Annotated in this window: 14 protein-coding genes; 5 read left to right on the top strand and 9 right to left on the bottom strand. The window is 61.4% G+C overall.

The window, feature by feature from the left end:
• Nucleotides 1-351: 351 nt before the first annotated feature.
• From CYJ10_RS35325 to CYJ10_RS32325, 4 genes are all read right to left on the bottom strand, one after another.
• A complete protein-coding gene (locus CYJ10_RS35325; protein WP_219621574.1) occupies nt 352-909 on the bottom strand; it encodes a gamma-glutamylcyclotransferase family protein in 558 nt (185 codons plus the stop codon).
• A 640-nt stretch (nt 910-1,549) separates the two neighbouring features.
• Nucleotides 1,550-2,104 (bottom strand): hypothetical protein, encoded by a 555-nt coding sequence (locus tag CYJ10_RS32335; RefSeq protein WP_101685514.1) that lies wholly within the window; start codon nt 2,102-2,104, stop codon nt 1,550-1,552.
• Complete coding sequence (locus CYJ10_RS32330; RefSeq protein ID WP_180863139.1) at nt 2,101-2,748, bottom strand: MalM family protein; 648 nt, start codon at nt 2,746-2,748, stop codon at nt 2,101-2,103. Before CYJ10_RS32330 ends, CYJ10_RS32335 begins: the two co-directional genes overlap by 4 nt.
• A 338-nt stretch (nt 2,749-3,086) precedes the next feature.
• On the bottom strand, nt 3,087-3,995 hold the full coding sequence (locus CYJ10_RS32325) for a LysR family transcriptional regulator (protein ID WP_101685512.1): 909 nt from the start codon (nt 3,993-3,995) through the stop codon (nt 3,087-3,089).
• 111 nt (nt 3,996-4,106) lie between these two features.
• On the opposite strand from CYJ10_RS32325, the gene CYJ10_RS32320 reads away from it, so the two are divergent.
• The 4 genes from CYJ10_RS32320 to CYJ10_RS32305 all read left to right on the top strand — a co-directional run bounded on the left by CYJ10_RS32320 (nt 4,107) and on the right by CYJ10_RS32305 (nt 8,173).
• The gene (locus CYJ10_RS32320) at nt 4,107-4,838 is read left to right on the top strand and encodes an SDR family oxidoreductase (RefSeq protein WP_101685511.1); all 732 of its coding nucleotides are present in this window, start codon (nt 4,107-4,109) and stop codon (nt 4,836-4,838) included.
• Nucleotides 4,839-4,977: 139 nt separating this feature from the next.
• On the top strand, nt 4,978-6,171 hold the full coding sequence (locus CYJ10_RS32315; protein WP_101685510.1) for an MFS transporter: 1,194 nt from the start codon (nt 4,978-4,980) through the stop codon (nt 6,169-6,171).
• A gap of 40 nt (nt 6,172-6,211) precedes the next feature.
• Nucleotides 6,212-7,072: an oxidoreductase gene (locus CYJ10_RS32310; RefSeq protein ID WP_101685509.1), complete on the top strand. Its 861-nt coding sequence runs from the start codon at nt 6,212-6,214 to the stop codon at nt 7,070-7,072.
• A gap of 78 nt (nt 7,073-7,150) precedes the next feature.
• Nucleotides 7,151-8,173, top strand: a complete 1,023-nt coding sequence (locus CYJ10_RS32305; protein WP_101685508.1) for an LLM class flavin-dependent oxidoreductase — start codon at nt 7,151-7,153, stop codon at nt 8,171-8,173.
• Nucleotides 8,174-8,431: 258 nt separating this feature from the next.
• On the opposite strand, the gene CYJ10_RS32300 is transcribed toward CYJ10_RS32305, so the two are convergent.
• A complete protein-coding gene (locus tag CYJ10_RS32300; RefSeq protein WP_101685523.1) occupies nt 8,432-9,520 on the bottom strand; it encodes a formylglycine-generating enzyme family protein in 1,089 nt (362 codons plus the stop codon).
• 15 nt (nt 9,521-9,535) lie between these two features.
• Nucleotides 9,536-11,596, bottom strand: a complete 2,061-nt coding sequence (locus CYJ10_RS32295) for an arylsulfatase (protein ID WP_257993635.1) — start codon at nt 11,594-11,596, stop codon at nt 9,536-9,538.
• 531 nt (nt 11,597-12,127) lie between these two features.
• Here CYJ10_RS32295 and CYJ10_RS32290 point away from each other — a divergent pair.
• Complete coding sequence (locus tag CYJ10_RS32290; protein ID WP_257993634.1) at nt 12,128-14,029, top strand: Kelch repeat-containing protein; 1,902 nt, start codon at nt 12,128-12,130, stop codon at nt 14,027-14,029.
• Between the two features lie 242 nt (nt 14,030-14,271).
• On the opposite strand, the gene CYJ10_RS32285 is transcribed toward CYJ10_RS32290, so the two are convergent.
• From CYJ10_RS32285 to CYJ10_RS33990, 3 genes are all read right to left on the bottom strand, one after another.
• Entirely contained in the window at nt 14,272-14,607 is a 336-nt protein-coding gene (locus CYJ10_RS32285; RefSeq protein ID WP_180863138.1) for a hypothetical protein, read from the bottom strand.
• A gap of 335 nt (nt 14,608-14,942) precedes the next feature.
• Nucleotides 14,943-15,695: a hypothetical protein gene (locus CYJ10_RS32280; RefSeq protein WP_101685522.1), complete on the bottom strand. Its 753-nt coding sequence runs from the start codon at nt 15,693-15,695 to the stop codon at nt 14,943-14,945.
• A 431-nt stretch (nt 15,696-16,126) separates the two neighbouring features.
• Nucleotides 16,127-17,074 (bottom strand): LysR substrate-binding domain-containing protein, encoded by a 948-nt coding sequence (locus CYJ10_RS33990; protein WP_146002166.1) that lies wholly within the window; start codon nt 17,072-17,074, stop codon nt 16,127-16,129.
• Nucleotides 17,075-17,271: the final 197 nt, after the last annotated feature.

Here is a 17,271-nt window from a genome sequence, read left to right as displayed (position 1 = left end):
GCGCATCGCCGACTACCCCGTCAATCGCGTCAGCGAACTGCTGCCATGGGCCATGGCTGAGCAGTTCCGCACGACCGCCGCCTGAAAGCAACCCCGTCGTCAAGAACGCTGTCCGTCGGACGGTTACGATTAATCTTTCGTATGCCTCTGACTTGAGGTGCACTGAAGTGTACTTCTGGTGGTGATTGCACACAATCTGAAGTCGGCTCCTGAAGGGCCGCTCCTGGCCGCTCTCTGCCCTCGGCCCACCCTGGTCAGCACTTGCGGCTGCCAGAGGCGAAGGCCGACCCTAGGCGGACCTCCGAGCAAAGGAAAAGCGGACCTTCAACGTGGAAAGAAAGGCAGCCCGAGCTAAGCGCAGGGCCCACAAGCGCAGCTTGTGGGCGGTCCCTCTCGTCGGAATTGTGAGCCGTATATTGCGAGCTCAGTTGCTCGCCTGCTTGCATCGGTATCTACATCGCACGCAACTGCCTCGATTGAGGCAATGTAGCTAGCTGGAAGGGCGATAGATGTGGCTCCACGGATAACGTGCTCTTTGTACCAATCAAGCGGGCGAAGCGATGGATCAAATTTTGTGGCCAAGTACGTTTGTGCACATATCTCGCCTAGAGCTTCGGTGGCCACAGTAACCGGTTTTCGTTCGTATCCGTAGCCGTTGCCCTCCGCTTTGTCGAGAAGTGGCAGTTCGCTTTCTAGAATCGAAAAAACAGCCCCCAAGACTAGATCACTTGCGTTGCCGCTGTGTGCCGCATCGCACTTGCCTGAGCCATCTTTGCTTGGCTTGTGGAACTTAAGAATGTGCCCGCTAAGCCTGGCGCTGCAAACAAACTGAGCTGAGGGCACTCTTGCCTTGAGCCTCTGGATAGCCATGTTTGAACCATATGCAAAATAGTGCAGGCGATTGTTCATACGGCTAACGTTTGACGTGAGGGGGCCGCCGGCGCGCGTAGCGCTTAAGCGACCCAAAAGCACAGTTGCTGGGCGGTCGGGTTTACCGACGGAATAGACCCGGTCCGCCCCCAAACTGCTGTGCTACCAGATTCTTGATTCATAGCTGGTAGGCGGCCGGCCGTGAGTCTTTTCAAAGGCAAGCAGGATATCATCCTTGGGAAGCAGGGATGCCCTGCGCCAACATTTCTATATAAGGAACAAGCCAATCTGCGCCCGTAATCTCGAAGTGCTTCTTCCATTTTCCTCCAGCGCTCGATGGCGGAGACCACGCATCCGGTGGCACCATGACCAACACCTTCACTGAATGCTATTGGTCGAGGGACTAAGTCAAAGCACACGGCGATGTCGTAAGGCCACGGGAAATTTCCTGCGTAAGGTAGCGGCTTGGTTCCGTGTGCGAGATCAAAGTAAAGCGCCATAGTCCTCCTCAGCTTCAGCCTTCAATGATCCGCGCGTCGTCATGCGGGGCTCAGGGCAACTGACGACCCGAAGCCGCCCCTTGGGGTCTACTTGAAAATGACTGATGCCGTGCTGAAAGCAGCCGCTCTAGCTCGCCGGAAACCAGCACGGGCCGACCGGCAGCGTGGTTGGTGTGGCGTTAGCCTGCGCAGAGCGGAATACGGACAACGCCGTTCACAGGAATCGTCTTCACCTGGCTGCCCTGGGTGGCGATTTCCGACAGCACGGTTTCAAAGCCCGTTGCGCTGCTGCGGGCCGTGATAAGTTCGTAGTCCTTACCCGGTGTGAAGTTGAACATGATCTGCTGGGCCATATTATTGCCGTTTGGGTTCGTCACCCGAAACCGCAACACGATGGGATGACCTGCGCGAACGTACGTCTCGGCATACGATTTCGGGGCGAAATTCCCGGTTGCCGGCATGCCGATGCGTTGCCCTGCAATCGAGCCAATCAAATGGATGGAATGCGGGTTGTAGGTCATCGACAGCAGGTCACTGCGCGTCGGGTCGGTTGGCAGGAAGCAATCGGTGGCGTCCGCCTCGTATACATGTTGGATGGTCGTACCTTCCACGCGGAAGCTGACGCGCGCAGATGGGCCATCAGGCGGTACGGGTGTGATCGGGGCGCAGCCATAGAGCAATGAAACGGCACCCGTCAGCGCCGCTGCCACGATGCGTGCATCAATGGGCATCATTGCGGCGCCTTCTGCAACAGCACATCCACATCCCCCGTATACGAGAAGGGGATGGCATAGCGCGTACCGTTTTCGGACCTGGCGATTGCGCGCGCGGATCGCGGGCTGCCGGTGTAGACGATTGCGTAGGCGGCGGTGGGAGGTACCGCAAAGACGCCGTCACCATACGAAGTCCGGAATACGCGGCGCTCAAGCGTCAGCGCTGCTTCGCGAGCGGCGGGGATTGGTGCATGTTGTGCGTCGAGGAACATCACATTGGCTCGCACAATGGTGGCCAAAGGCAGTGTGCTGCTGGAGACGAACGCACGCAATCTCAAGGTGCTGGCAGCCGCCCCGTCGGGGAGTTGGAAGGCCGCAAACGCGCCGTTGCCTTCTGGAAACGAAAAGACCGGGGAGCGTTCAGCATCGAAGGCGATGGACACGGACTCGTCCAGCTCCAGAGGCTGTGTCGGCAACGACGCAAGCGATGTGCAGCAGATTCTGGCATTCGAAGGTGCCGCGGGAATCAACGGGGGCCGCGCGCAGCCCGCCAACATCGATGCGATAGCGACGCCCTGGAAAAGGCTTGTCAGTCTGTTCATATTTGCTATGGTTTCCCCGTCGTCGAGTCGACTGACTTGTCGGCCCACCAGACGATGGCTCATGATGACGAGTATTGGGAGGACGGGTGATCTGGTCATCGGCACTTCGCAGAGAAGTCTTGACCCCACAGTGGAGGGGCTCGTTGCTCAACGGTAGCTTCGGAAGGGCGCATCCTGACTAAATGGCTGTCCTCAGGGGCAGTTCGTGACTGGATAAGAGACGCTCGCGGGGCAAAATGGCAACGCCGCGCCGATGGCTGCGATGGCCACCAAATCCGTCACTCGTACCGCCTCGATATTGACCTCGGGCGCTGGTCCTAATGCAAATCTGTGGCACCGCATCGCTTGACCTGCACCGCCAACGTCTGCGGAAGTCGCCCATTGCAATTAGGCCTCGCGACTCACAGCGGAAGCCAGAGAGGGCTGTCCCAAGCCTTCAACTCGTCAAGAAAGGCTCTTAGCTTCGATGGCATAAAGCGGCGCGTCGGATAGACGGCGTGCACCGATATTTCTGGCGACGACCAGTTCGGCAAGATGCGGACAAGCTCGCCGCTCGCGATCTGCGCATCGGCATATCCAGACGGAAGGAGCGCGATGCCGTGCCCGCGACGCACAAAGGCGTTCACGATGTGGAAGTCACGTGCGGCGACGGGGCCCGTGACGCGGATCTTTGTCGACTTTCGCCCGCTCATCAACTGCCATTCCGTCTCGTTATTCCGGGCATTGATCAGCACGCATGGATGCGCGCTGAGGTCTTCCGGTCGAGCAGGCAGGGCGTGCGCCCGGGCATATTCAGGCGACGCAACCAGGTATCGCACGCTTCTTCCCACGCGTTGCGCAACCAGGCTCGAGTCCCGTAAATCGCCGAAGCGAATGGCGACGTCCACGTTCTCTGCGATCAGGTCCACGAACAAATTGGTGAAGTACAGATCCACCTGGATGGCAGGATACTTGTTCAAGAACGCCGACAAGAATGTATAGAACGGCTCATATTCCAGCATCACCGGACCGGACATCCGCAACAGCCCTTCGGGTTTTCGTTGCGTCTCCGTAATCGCGTGCTCGGCATCGAATAGGTGACTCAGTGGCTCGCTGCACTGGTCGTAGTAGGCTCGCCCCTGCGTCGTCAGGCTAAGTTTGCGCGTCGTACGTTGCAATAGCGTCACGCCAAGGCGTTGTTCGAGGGCCGTGACCTTCCGACTTACGGTCGAGACCGGCATACCAAGTGCTTGCGCCGCGCGGCTGAAGCTATCGAGCTGCACAACACGCACGAAGACGGCGATGTCGTTCAAATCCGTAAGTTCGGTCATGGCGACTTTTGCATGTGTGGAAAAGAGATTCTACATATTCCAGTCTAATCAAAAATCGGTTCGTCGCCGAGACTTGTCTCCAAGCAGTTCAACCTCCCTTGGAGAACAGTCATGTCAAGCAAAGTCGTCCTCATCACCGGTGCATCGAGTGGAATTGGAGAAGCAACCGCAAGGCTGCTGGCCTCGCAAGGCGCAACCGTCGCGCTGGCAGCGCGTCGCATAGACGAGCTCAAGCTAATCGCCGCCGACATCCAGGCAAAAGGCGGCAAGGCGTCCGCGCACCACGTCGACGTCACCGACCAGGCGCAGGTCGATCGCCTGGTCAGCACTGTCGTAGCCCAGCACGGCCGTCTCGATGTGATGGTGAACAACGCCGGGCTGATGGCCATCGCGCCTCTGACGCTTCGGAAGACCGAAGAATGGGACCGCATGATCGACATCAACATCAAGGGGCTTCTCTACGGCGTTGCTGCGGCACTCCCGGTCTTTGAACAGCAGCAATCGGGTCATTTCGTGAACATCGCGTCGGTTGCCGGGCTGAAGGTCTTCAGCCCGGGCGGTACGGTGTATTCGGGCACCAAGTTCGCGGTGCGCGCCATTTCCGAAGGGCTGCGTCACGAGGTCGGGGGCAACATTCGCACCACCGTCATCTCGCCAGGGGCGATCGACACCGAGCTCAAGTTTGGCTCTGGTGACAAGGACAGCCGCGATTTCGTCGTCGATTTCTACAAGATGGCCATTCCGGCCGATGCCATTGCGCAGGCCATCGCGTATGCCATCGCCCAGCCTGCGTTCGTCGACGTGAACGAGATCGTGATCCGTCCCACGGTGCAGGATTTCTGAGAAGCCGGCGGCCGGGATCGTGCCGCCCCCCCCTCTGGAAAAGTCTCCACGCGCTGGCCCTTTTCGGTTGGCGCCCCCCCTGATTGATCTTGCGGTGCAGCCACCAGCCAGGCCGGGACCGCGGACGAGGACAGAGATCATGAAACTTTCGGTTCCCCTGTTGGCGGCAGCCGCCTTTGCGATGCTCACCAATGAATTCAATATCATCGGCGTCATTCCGCTGATCGCGCAGGATCTTGACGTGCCGGTGCCGCAGGTCGGGTTGCTGGTCAGTGCCTTCGCTTTCACCGTGGCGATCACTGGTCCATTCCTGACGCTCGCATTGCGCCGGGTCGAGCGGCGACGGCTCTTCACCGGCGTCCTCGCGGTCACCGCCATCGGTGCGGCCATCGCAGCGATGGCACCGAACTATGCGGTGCTGGCTGCCGGACGGATCGCTTCGGCCCTGGCGCTGCCCGCGTTCTGGAGCATGGCCACATCGACGGCGGCCCGGGTAGCTGAGCCAGGCAATCCCGGACGCGCCATCTCCACCGTATTCGCTGGCGTGTCCATCGCGAGCGTCATCGGATCGCCGATCACGACGATATTGGCCGACGCATTCGGATGGCGGATGGCATTTGCCGCTGGTGCAACCCTCTGCGCCGCCATGGCGGTCGTGATGTGGAAGTTCTTTCCCCGCATTGAGGCGCAGGCCGAGGACGCAACCGCCGCGCCTTTCAGGACGCTGATCCAACCCATGATCGTAAGCCATCTGGCGATGTCGTTTCTCGCGTTGACGGCAATGTTCACGTCGTACATCTACCTCGCCGACCTACTGACGCGGGTCGGGCATTTCAGCGGTGCCTCGACGGGCTGGATCCTGATGGGGTTCGGCGTTTCGGGCATCGTTGGCAATGAAATTGCTGGCCGATTCGTGGATGTGAATCCTCTGCGTGCGGCAGTCGCCGCCGTTGTCATCGCCGGTCTCGCCATGGCGGCTTTTCCCTACCTCCTCGATAGCCATCTCGCTGCCATGGCGGCGCTTGCGATCTGGGGAGCCGCGCACGCGGCCGGGTTCGTGACCAACCACGTGCGAACCATTCGCGCAGCGCCGTCGGCGCTCCAGGACCTGACGGCATCGCTGAACGTCTCAATCTTCAACGCTGGGATCGGCATGGGAGCCGTCGTTGGCGGCAACGTCATCGACGCGCTGGGTCTGCCCGAGATCGGTATCGCAGGCGCAATGATCGGTGTCCTGGCGTTGGGTGTCGCGACGGTGATCGCCTTCGCCGCCAGAAGGCCCCGCGTCACCCCGGATCGAGCGGGTGCGGTCCTGTCACGCCAGCAATGCTGAGCCCATTCATCGAATTTCCCCCACAACTCAGGAGCAACTCATGACTACTCATACGACACTACAGTTCAAGCGCGTCTGGTTCATTACCGGCGCAACGCGCGGTCTTGGCGCGTTGATGGCGAAGGCAGCCCTTGCCGATGGTAACGCGGTTGTGGCCACGGGTCGCAACGCCTCCGCAATCGTCGAGCGGCTGGGCGAATCGCCCGCGCTGCTGGCGGTTCCCCTCGACGTGACGGACGAAGCGCAAGTCAGGGCCGCCGTCGATGCCGCCATCGACAGGTTTGGCCGTATCGACGTGCTGATCAACAACGCCGGCTTCGGGCTGCTCGCCGCCGTGGAAGAATCGAGCGATTCCGAAGTCCGCCGCATCTACGAAACCAACGTTTTCGGCCTGCTCAGTGTGACGCGTGCGGTGCTGCCGACCATGCGCAAACAGCGTTCGGGGCACATCATCAACCTGTCGTCGATCGTTGGCTATCAGGCAGCGGCAGGCGTCGGCGTGTACAGCTCGACGAAGTTCGCGGTCGAGGGCATCACGGAAGCGTTACACGCGGAACTGAAGCCGCTCGGCATTCATGCGACCATGATCGAGCCCGGATTCTTCCGCACGGATTTCCTGGACGCGTCGTCGCTTGCCGTCGGCGCGGACGTGATTGACGACTACGCCGAGAGCTCGGGCAAGCTGCGCGAGCTTGCCGTTGTCATCAATCACAACCAGCCCGGCGATCCAGAGCGGTTGGCAACGGCGGTCGTCGCGCTCGTCGACGCAAAAACACCGCCGTTGCGCTTGCCGCTGGGCACCGATACCCTGAAGGCGATCGCCGGCAAGAATGCGTACGTGGCGACGGAGACGGAGGCATGGAAGACGTTGTCGGCGTCTACAGACTTCCCGGCGGAATGATCCGTCATCCTGGAAGACCCGCTGACTGACGCGCGCGCCCTCCCAAATCGAATCGGAACATCACTGCAGTACACCATCATGAAAAAAATCGGATTTCTCTCTTTCGGCCATTGGGGCCAAAGCCCGAGCTCTCGCACAAGGACCGCTGCAGACGTGTTGCTGCAGTCGATTGATTTGGCCGTCGCCGCCGAGGAGCTGGGCGCGGATGGGGCATTTTTCCGCGTCCATCATTTTGCTCAGCAGTTGGCCTCGCCGTTTCCGTTGCTCGCGGCAATCGGCGCGAGAACCCATCGCATCGAGATCGGCACGGGGGTCATCGACATGCGTTACGAAAACCCCCTGTATATGGCGGAGGAAGCCGGCGCGGCCGATCTGATTTCCGGCGGGCGGCTGCAGCTCGGGATCAGCCGGGGCTCCGGCGAACAGGTTGCCGATGGTTGGCACTATTTCGGCTACGCGCCCGCGGAAGGCGAAACCCACGCCGATCTGGCCCGGCACCATACGGAGGTGTTTTACGAAGTCCTGCAGGGCAAGGGATTTGCGCAGCCTAATCCGCGGCCGATGTTTGCCAACCCACCTGGACTGCTACGCGTCGAGCCGCATTCCGAGGGGCTTCGGGACCGGATCTGGTGGGGTTCGGGCTCTAATGCGACCGCGCAATGGGCCGCCAGAATGGGCATGAACCTGCAGACCTCGACGCTGAAAAACGACGAATCCGGGCGTCCGCTCCATATCCAGCAAGCCGAGCAGATTCGCGCGTACCGCGCCGCATGGAAAGAGGCAGGTCATACACGGGAGCCGCGGGTCTCGGTTACCCGTAGCATCTTCCCCTTGGTAAATGAGCAGGACCGGGCGTATTTCGGCCGTGGCACGCAGACTGCGGATACCGTTGGCTTCCTCGAAGATGACGTGCAGAAGATCTTTGGACGAAACTACGCTGGAGAACCTGACGCACTGATCAACCAATTGGCAAAGGATGAGGCCATCGCCGCGGCAGATACGCTACTGCTGACTATCCCGAACCAGCTCGGTGTGGAGTACTGCTCCCACGTGATCGAAACCGTTCTGCAGCAGGTGTCTCCCGGTCTCGGCTGGCGTTGAAGGGCGCCCCTGTACCCGTAGCCGGCGCCTTTTAAAACCAACCGGTCATGCGAATCGATGCTTGATCGAGGCGTCGCGAAGCGAGAGAAGCCTCTCGGCCCAAGCAACGTCCAGGGTGGCCTGCTGGCTCTTGATGAAGACAACTATGAAAAACGAGGAGATTTAGGCTTTCGGAACATCGCGCAGGTTGCTCAATGGCGAAAACACCGGCAAGTTCAAGCGTCCGACGGCATTCTTCCGGGCAGCCTCGGCCAAACGCTAGCCCTTGTCGCGCAGCACCGTTCTGAATCCGATATGCGAAGCGGGCAGATCAGCCTCTTGCTGTTCGCGTGAGGATGCGCGATATCGCACGCAATAGTCGGAAGAGCAGAGGAACGAACCGCCCTTGATGACCATCGGTGTGTTGCTTCCTGTCCCATGCGCACGCCCAGCGGGCGCGACGGCAGCGGTGTCGCCGTTGGCATGTCCCTGGTGCTCGCCGGTGTAGACATCCCGCGTCCATTCCCAGGCGTTCCCGATCATGTCGAACAGTTTGTAGTCGCTGGCGGCGTAGCAGCCGACCGGGGACCGTCCAACATGGCCGTCTTCGTTTGTGTTCATTAGGGGAAAGTTCCCCTGCCAATAGTTCGCGGACGGCTTGCCAGCGACATCGCGTGGTGCGGTATCGAGTGACGCATCCTCATGGCCCGCCTTGCCCGCATACTCCCACTCGGCCTCGGTCGGCAGATCACGCCCCAGCCACTTTGCGTAAGCTAGCGCATCGCGCTGGGTGACCAGCGTCACCGGATGATTGTCGCGGCCGCGCAGGTCGCTGGCAGGTCCCTCCGGATGCCTCCACGAGGCGTCTTGCACCCAAGTCCACCAGGCCAGAGGACGCGTGCCAAGTTCGGCTTGGCTCGGCAAATGAAAGACTGCCGCGCCATGCTGGCGTTCGGCATCGGTGACATGGCCGGTTGCCTTCACAAAGGCGGCGAACTGCGCGTTGGTGACTTCCGTCTGGTCGATCCAGAAGCCCGCGACGCGTGTGCGGCCGGTGCCGGCGGGACGCTCGTCAGAATAGCCACGCCGGCTCCCCAGCACGAAATCGCCGCCGCTTAGATGTACCATGCCGGCCTTGGCGTCGAGGCCCCAGCCCTGCGGCAGACCTCCATAGCGTTCGCATTCGCGCTCAGTGCCGAGCGCAGCGAGTGCGCGTGCAGCGTTGGCGCTATCGAAGCCGCCAGTGGGCAGCGAACTGCCATCGTGGCCCACCGCCCGAGCGTTGTAGATGCCGGCAAGCGCCGCGCCACAGGCCGCCGCTATCACGGCGGCCCGGGCGACACCACGCATCCTTGGAGAAATTGCCATGATGCGTGCCATCGGTCAGTAGTAGCCCTTCGGGCGTGCGGGCTCGACTCCGCCCACGCTACTCATGTAGGCCTTCCACTGCGTGATAAGGTTGCCGAGTACGGTGACGTTGCTAGCGGACACATCGTTGTTCTCGCTGCGATCGACCGTCAGGTCAAACAACTCCCAATGACCGTCCGCCGGACCAAACTGCGCGGGTTCAGTCCACAACGCCTTCCAACGACCATCAGCGCTGCGGATCTGGGCGCGGCCATAAGATTCCTCGCCAAACGGTGTTGTACGCACCTCGCCCGTTGCCTCGCCGCGCAGAACCGGCAGCAGAGACTGCCCCGTGATAGGCCAGACGTTGCGGCCGTTATACACCACCTTGCCCTTGTTGAGGTCCACACCTGTCGACGCGTCGACATTGGCCGGCGCCGCCGCGTTCGGCTGCGCAACCCCCGCCACGGCCAGGAACGTCGCCGTGTTGTCGGTCACGTGCGTAAATGCACGGATGGTAGGTTGTTGCGCGGACTGGCCCGGCAGCTTCACGATGGCTGGTGTGGAAATGCCGCCCTCGCCCATATAGCCCTTCGTCTGGCGGAACGGCGTGGCACTGACTTCCGCCCACCGAAGTCCGTATTGCAACCGCTTGGCCGACTGCAGACCGTTATCGGTACCCAGCGTCGAGTACACCGGCTCAGCCGCGTTCGCAGTATCGGTGGCGAGCGGATCCGCAGTGGTGATCGGCCATGCCTCAGCGCCGTTGTCGGACTGGAACATGATGAACGTGTTGTCGTATTCGCCGATGTCCTTCAGATGCTGGACCAGCAGTCCAATGTTGTGGTCGAGGTTTTCAACCATGCCCGCATAGATCTCCATGTAGCGAGCCTGCGCTTTGCGTTCATCAGGCGTAAGGCTGGCCCAGGCCTTGTCAACGAAGCCCGGGCCATAGTCGGTATAGCCTTGTGCCGGACCGTTCAGGGCATTGATGTACTTGGCGCCTGCAGTGCCATTGGCAGCCGTACCCGTAGGCGCGACAAGCGCTTCCGGTAGCCCGGAGTACGGATTGAAATCGGCTGGGATGATACCCAGCGCTTTCTGACGAGCAATGCGTGCATTGCGGATGGCGTCATACCCGGCGTCGTATTTGCCCTTGTACTTGCTCAGCCAAGGCTCCGGCACCTGCAACGGCCAGTGAGGCGATGTATACGCAGCGTAGGCAAAGAACGGCTTACCGTCGGCCTTGTTGGCATCGATGTATTCGATAAGCTTCTGCGTGTAGAAGTCGGTCGAGTAGAAAACAGCCGGCGACCCGCCGGCGCCACCGGGTTGGCCAGGTTGTCCCGGTTGCACGTACTGGCCGTTTTCGGTGTAGTTCTTCGAACCAGCAGCTTCATGCGCGAAATGGTTCGACGCTGCACCGCCCAAGAGCGCGTAGCTACGTTCAAAGCCCCATTGATCCGGTGTCTTACCGTTGGTGGTGGCCGCGCCGACGATGCCAGCACCGAGGTGCCACTTGCCGGCCATGTAGGTGTGATAACCGGCATCCTTCAACAGTTGCGCTACCGACAGTGCGCTGTCATTGAGATAACCCTCATACCCCGGCAATCCCTTGCGCTCGTCGTTAGGCGCGCCCATCGTGCCCTCTCCCACCAGATGGTGGTCCGTGCCCGAAATCAGCATGGATCGGGTAATGGCGCATACCGTGCCGGTATGGTGATTCGTGAGAATACGGCCCGATGCCACCAACGCGTCGAGGTTCGGCGTCTCGATTTCGCCACCGAACGCCTTGATATCCGAATAGCCGAGGTCGTCGGCCATGATGTAAAGGATGTTGGATCGCTTCTGCGGCGTTACCGTGGCAGGTGGCGTCACGGTGCCGCTACCTGAGGCAATCGGCGCACTGCCGTCAGAGCCGCACGCGACAAGCGAGACGAGCGCCGCCGCCGCGGCGCCCAACAGGCTGATGCGCAGACCTTGAGAAACTTGGTGGGCGGTGTCTGACTGCGAAGAGGCTGACTTGGCTCTGTCAGCGGACGGAGGAGCGTTATAGGTCTTCATTGTTGTTGCGCTACCGTGGAGGAAGGTCGTCATGCTATGACCCTGGGCAACTCAAGCAAAACAATGAATACGCATGCGGTTCTTCGGAAAAATTCGTTGCAAACGCCGCAAAAAAACAATATTGATCAATCAACTTCGATAAACATAGCTGCCCGGAGGGTTGTCAACCCAGCCTGTCCCCCTGATGTCCGGCATCCCCTGCTCTATCGCCCGGCTGCGATGCTCCATTGCTATGGCCGGGCGTTCAGGCATCGGCACGACAACTACCCCTTGCCGATGTCCGCAGGTATGTCTATCGGTCCGGTACTGAACAAAACGGCTTTGGCATGTCCCCTGAAGTGGGGACGCGGAGGCGTTGACCTCTCTGCTAAAGTCGCGCACGCGCGCCAGCTCCAGGCGCCTCCGTTTTCGCCCAGTTTGCAGGACGGTGCTTTTCTCTTGATACGGGTCGGGTTCATGCTCTATTGCTCTGTTGTCAACGCACACGGATTCGCGCCGCTGTTTTCCACCATGCGGGCACATGTGTCATCCCACGCGCGCTCGTCACGGCGCGCAATCACCTGGTTGCTCCTGCTGATCACGTGCCTGCTTTCGGCATGCGTGGCGGACGAGTCATCGCTGGATCCGCCGGCCGGCCTGGCCTACGGCATGACATCGGCCGTCTATCCGGTTGGTAGTCCGATCGTGCCGAACCGACCGACCGCCAGCGGCGGCGCCATCGAGCGCTACACGGTTGCCCCGGCCCTGCCGGCGGGTCTCTCGCTTGACGGCGCCAGCGGAGTCATCACGGGCACGCCTGCATCGGAAAGCGCTTCGGCCATCTATACGGTCACGGCAGAGAATGCGGCCGGCAGCGCCACCGCGCGCGTACAGATCGAGGTGCGCAGCGTGGCGGCTGCACCGGCATCGTTGAGCTACCGCGAAGCCACGGTCACGTACGCCGCCGGCCAGGCCATTTCGGCCAACACGCCGACCAGCGGCGGCGGCCCCATCACGGCCTACAGCATTGCGCCCGCGCTGCCGGCGGGTCTCTCGCTCGACGCGCAGACCGGCATCATCAGCGGTACACCCACCGCGACAACGGCCGCCGCGACGTACACCGTGACCGGCACCAACGTGACCGGATCGACCACCGCCACGCTGCAAATCACGGTGGTCGCCGCCGTGGTCGCGCCCGCCAGCCTGTCCTACACGACGGCGAATCCGCTCTACTTCACCACCGAACCTGTCATACCGAACGCGCCCGTGGCGACGGGTGGTGCGATCACCGGCTTCACGGTCGCGCCTGTGCTGCCCGCGGGGCTGAGCCTCAACGCCAATACCGGCGTGATCAGCGGCACGCCCACAGCCGCCCAGTCGGCCATCACGTACACGATCACCGGCAGCAATACGGCGGGCAGCACACAGGCGCACATGCAGATCACCATCACGTCGCGCGGCAATTGGAGTTCGGCACTAGCGCCAATGCCCTTGCCGGTGCACTACTTTACGGCCACGCGCCTCAACAACGGGCTCGTGCTTGTCGCGGGTGGCTTTGCCGGCGGTGGCTCGACCAGCAGCGCATGGCTGTACAACCCGGCCACCGACCTCTGGGCACCTACCGGCACGATGTCCCTGCCCCGCAGCAGCCATACGGCAACGCTGCTGCTCGATGGCCGCGTGCTTGTCACGGGCGGCCAGGTATTCACGCAAATCGAAACCGCCTCCGCAGAGCTCTACGACCCCGCCACGGGCACGTGGAGTCCCGCAGCCGCCATGAGCGACGCGCGCCAGAACCAATCGGCCACGCTGCTCGCGAACGGCAAGCTGCTCGTCGCGGGCGGCTTCAACCAACTCGGCGGCTCTGTCACGGTCCTGGCCAGCAAGGACCTGTACGACCCGGTGGCCGGCACCTGGACGCGCATGAACACATTGCTGACCAACCCGCGCGCGCAGCACGCCGCGGCACAGCTGCCCGATGGCAATGTCCTGCTGATGGGCGGCATCAACAGCGGCGGCGTGCTCGGCACCACCGAGCGTATCGCCATCGACGACAGCGGCACGACCATCTCCCCCGCACCCGTCGTATTCGGCAACGTGACCATGGGCACAACACTGGCCGATGGCACAATTCTCGTCTCGGGCGATGCCACGAACCCCAGTGCACCGCGCGCGTACCGCTACTACCCGGCCACCTCCGCGTGGACGGCCAGCAGCATGGTCGCGGCGCGTTCGCAGCCGACCATCACGCGACTCCAGGATGGACGCGTGCTGGTGGCCGGGGGCACGATCCTGGGCGGTGGCGGCGTGCGCACGACCTCGACCGAGATCTACGACCCGGCCACGAACACGTGGATCCCGGGCGCCCCGATGGCTGCGGGGCGCAGCGCGGCGCAGGCCGTGGGCCTCGCCGATGGCAGCGTGCTCATGCTCGGCGGCTCCGTTGGCAGTACCGATGTCGCTACCGTCGAACGCTTTACGCCATAGGGCATGCTGCGTTGGCAGCGAAGGATCATTCGCCCATATCCCGCCGTCGTCGCCATAGCCCACCACAATCCGGAAGCCCGCGCAGTGTGCGCGGGCTCTCTCATGCCTGGCTTTGCGATGGTCAGCGTCGTGCGTGCCCAGTGAGCGCTCAAATGGGGCGCTGTAGCCGACCGCTATCCGACGTTAGTTTTCGCTGGCGCCTGCGACTGCAATGGGTCGGAAAGTCGCCTCTGGTGCCGGCATCAGGCCGCACGTGGAAGCGTGACCCGACACCCCTTCCGATAGTTGTGACAGCCCCAGAATGACCCGCCGTCGCCTTGACGGGCCACCATCTTTACGCCACAGGCCACACAGGCTGGCGTCTGATAGTCACCTTCAAACGTCCGTGCCAGCAATTCATCTCGTTTTTCAGCGTCCAAAGCACGGATACGTTCAACGATGCCCGCACCATCTAGCAACTGGATGCCAGCTTCGGCGGCATAGTCCTGCACAGGCTGCCCGATGAAGCCGGCTAAGGACCAGAAGACACCACGCTTCACCTTGCCGGTCGGTTCGGAGAGATCATACGGCCAGCTCATAACCGTTGGGGGTCGATAAAGTGGAAGCGCCGGCCACCGGGACGGAAGAGCGAACGACCGAGAAGGGTTTCGGATTCAACTGGTCGTTCGACATCCCATCCCTCTGGGTCCGAGCAGGATCACCTGACTACGACGAAGACTTCTTCGGCAAGTCCACGGTCGCGAAGATGAGCTCTCCTGTCGACAGACTTACTTTCTACCGGCGTCGACTCGCCTATCCAAGACAATTAAATGAAGTTCCCTCCCGTAGGCCAGGATGTCCTGGGCCACTTCACCAATCTAAGCAACAGCACGCACGAGAGATTGGGCCGCGATGTCCGCCAGTTCATCCTGATCTAAGCGGCTCTCGCAGGCAGGTAGTCCTGCAGGTTTCCTTGCGCAAGCTGTTTAGCGAACCGGGCCTTCGCGCGACCTACGATATCGTCGTAGTAGACCTCGATTGGCCCGGTAGCCGGCGTCTGGCGTGCGCCAGGATGGTAGGTGCGGAAGCACTCGATGCCGTTTGATTGGAAGTGCCACAGGCGGCGCGGCACCTTGTACTGGGTCACCCGATTGGGGAGGATGGCATGGACGGCTGAATCGTAGCTGGATCCACATCCAAGGATGATGAGATCCGGTTTGAGCACTTCAATCTCGAAACGCACCGTGGCGACGGAGAAGTCGAACAACTCTTTGGAGTGCTTGAGTGAGTTGCGCGAGCCGGACTTGCCCTGATCCCAGTCCATCTTCATCAGATTGTTCCAGCAGATCGCCGTGCGCTTGCCGCCTGCGAGTTCCCCGGCCACGGCCTTCGTCCGTCGCAGGAACGGGCTTCCGCTGGTTCCGCGCTTGAACTGATCGGCGTATCGGAGCTTAATCTTTTCCAGGGAATCCTCGGACTGGTAGTACGCCCCGAGCTTCCCGTACCAGCCGTTGGTCTCTTTGCCGATGAACATGATGCGTACCGCTGCATCGAGATAATCGTCGGAGACGGACAGCAGGAACGGCGCCGAGAGGACGTCGAAGTGGGGTTCAAACCCGGTTTTGGCATCGGCCAAGGCACGCAGGTAATAGGCGTCAAGCCTTGCCTGCAAGTCGCTACTGGTCATAAACATTCCCGTTCAACAGTTGCCGCGCGCCGGTTTCTTATTGTTATGGGTTTTTTGGCGTCACCCAGTGGCGGGCGCGCCGTGCGAAACCGGCAAATTCGCTGGTGCCGCCGACCTCTCCAATGGCGATCCGGGGTCGGCTGGGGCAAGGCCGCGTGGCTGCATGCCAGGCGTTGAAAGATGGAAAACCCCGCCTCTTGCACGCCCTCCGTCGAGAGGGACATCGCCCGGAGGCGACACGTGTTGCGGGGTATGTTGCGGCCAGTCTACGAATGGTACCGAGGCGCCGTCAATCCCCATTTAGGGCAATCCGTCCGTGAATTGCAACGGGGGGGTAGCGGGCGTATCGGCGGGCTGACGGTGCAAACGCCGCGGGCCGCTACCGGAATAGAAAAACGCCCACCTCGCAATGACTACGCGCCCTCGGATACTCAGGTGTTCGCGATGTTCGATTCGGCTTCTTGCGAGACCCAATGCGCAAATCGTTTGAGGACGTCGAGTTCGGAGCGTCGCTCGGGCCAGCGCAAGTAGTAGGCCCGTGGCGCAACCCAAGGCTCATCCCAAAGGCAGACCAGCTTGCCCGATTCCACCGCGTTGGCAGCAATAAATTCAGGCAACAGGGCCACCCCAAGTCCTGCAATCGCACCATTCAACGCCATCGATAGCAGGGCGTAGCGAGGGCCGCCATTCATATGCGTGTCGGAAACCGAGTCCTGCAACCCGGTCAGGGAGAGCCAACCTGGCCATGCATCCAATACCGTCACGCGACGGATCAACGTATGGGCGCGCAGGAAATCGGCGATTTGGCCGAGGTTCAACGCGTGGCTTCTTATGTGCTTGGATTGTCTGAACTGCGCGAGCAAACCCGGCGCGACGTAGGGTCTCAGTTCGGCACGAAGAATCAATACCGCCGAGATGCCCGGTAGCGGGCCACTGCAAAACTCGATGGCGGCATCGTCGTCGCTAGAGGCGAAGTCCACGGGGCCCACCCGTGTCGACAGGTTCAGCGTGATGTCGGGATTGGCCGCGACAAATGACTGCAGGCGCGGCATGAGCCAGTAGTTCGCGAAACTGGACGATACGGAGAGGTTCAGGGAGCCGCCCCGTCCGCCTGTTGTGATGATGCTCTCAGTGGCCCGCTCAAGCTGCCTCAGGATCCCTGAGGTGTCATTCCAGTACTTTCTGCCCGCCTGGGTCAACTCGAGACCACTCTTTCGGCGCAGAAACAGCGGCACGCCCAATTGGCGCTCCAACTGCAAGATGTGGTGACTGACCGCGCCCTGGGTCAAGTGCAGTTCCTCCGCAGCGCGGGTGAAGCTCAGCAGCCGCGCACTGGCATCGAGACACCGCAGCGCAGTCGTCGAAGGCAATCGACTCATCCATTAAATCCTTTGATGCTTGACGCAAAAAGATTGGTTTGCGCCAATGCCGCTCGTCCCAATACCATCAACGCATTGTCGCATACGCGGCAGGGCGGACAGGCCAGCCGCCCTTTTGCGGTGCATCATTTTTTCTGATGCACCAGACTCGAAAACGAGCGCCGACCTAGGGCACCACGCTTGTGCAGCACAGGTCG

It is taken from the genome of Cupriavidus pauculus, assembly GCF_002858765.1.
Taxonomy (GTDB): Bacteria; Pseudomonadota; Gammaproteobacteria; order Burkholderiales; family Burkholderiaceae; genus Cupriavidus; species Cupriavidus pauculus_B.
The sequence above is the reverse complement of the archived record's forward strand: the minus strand, read 5'-3'. Positions and strand labels throughout refer to the sequence as shown.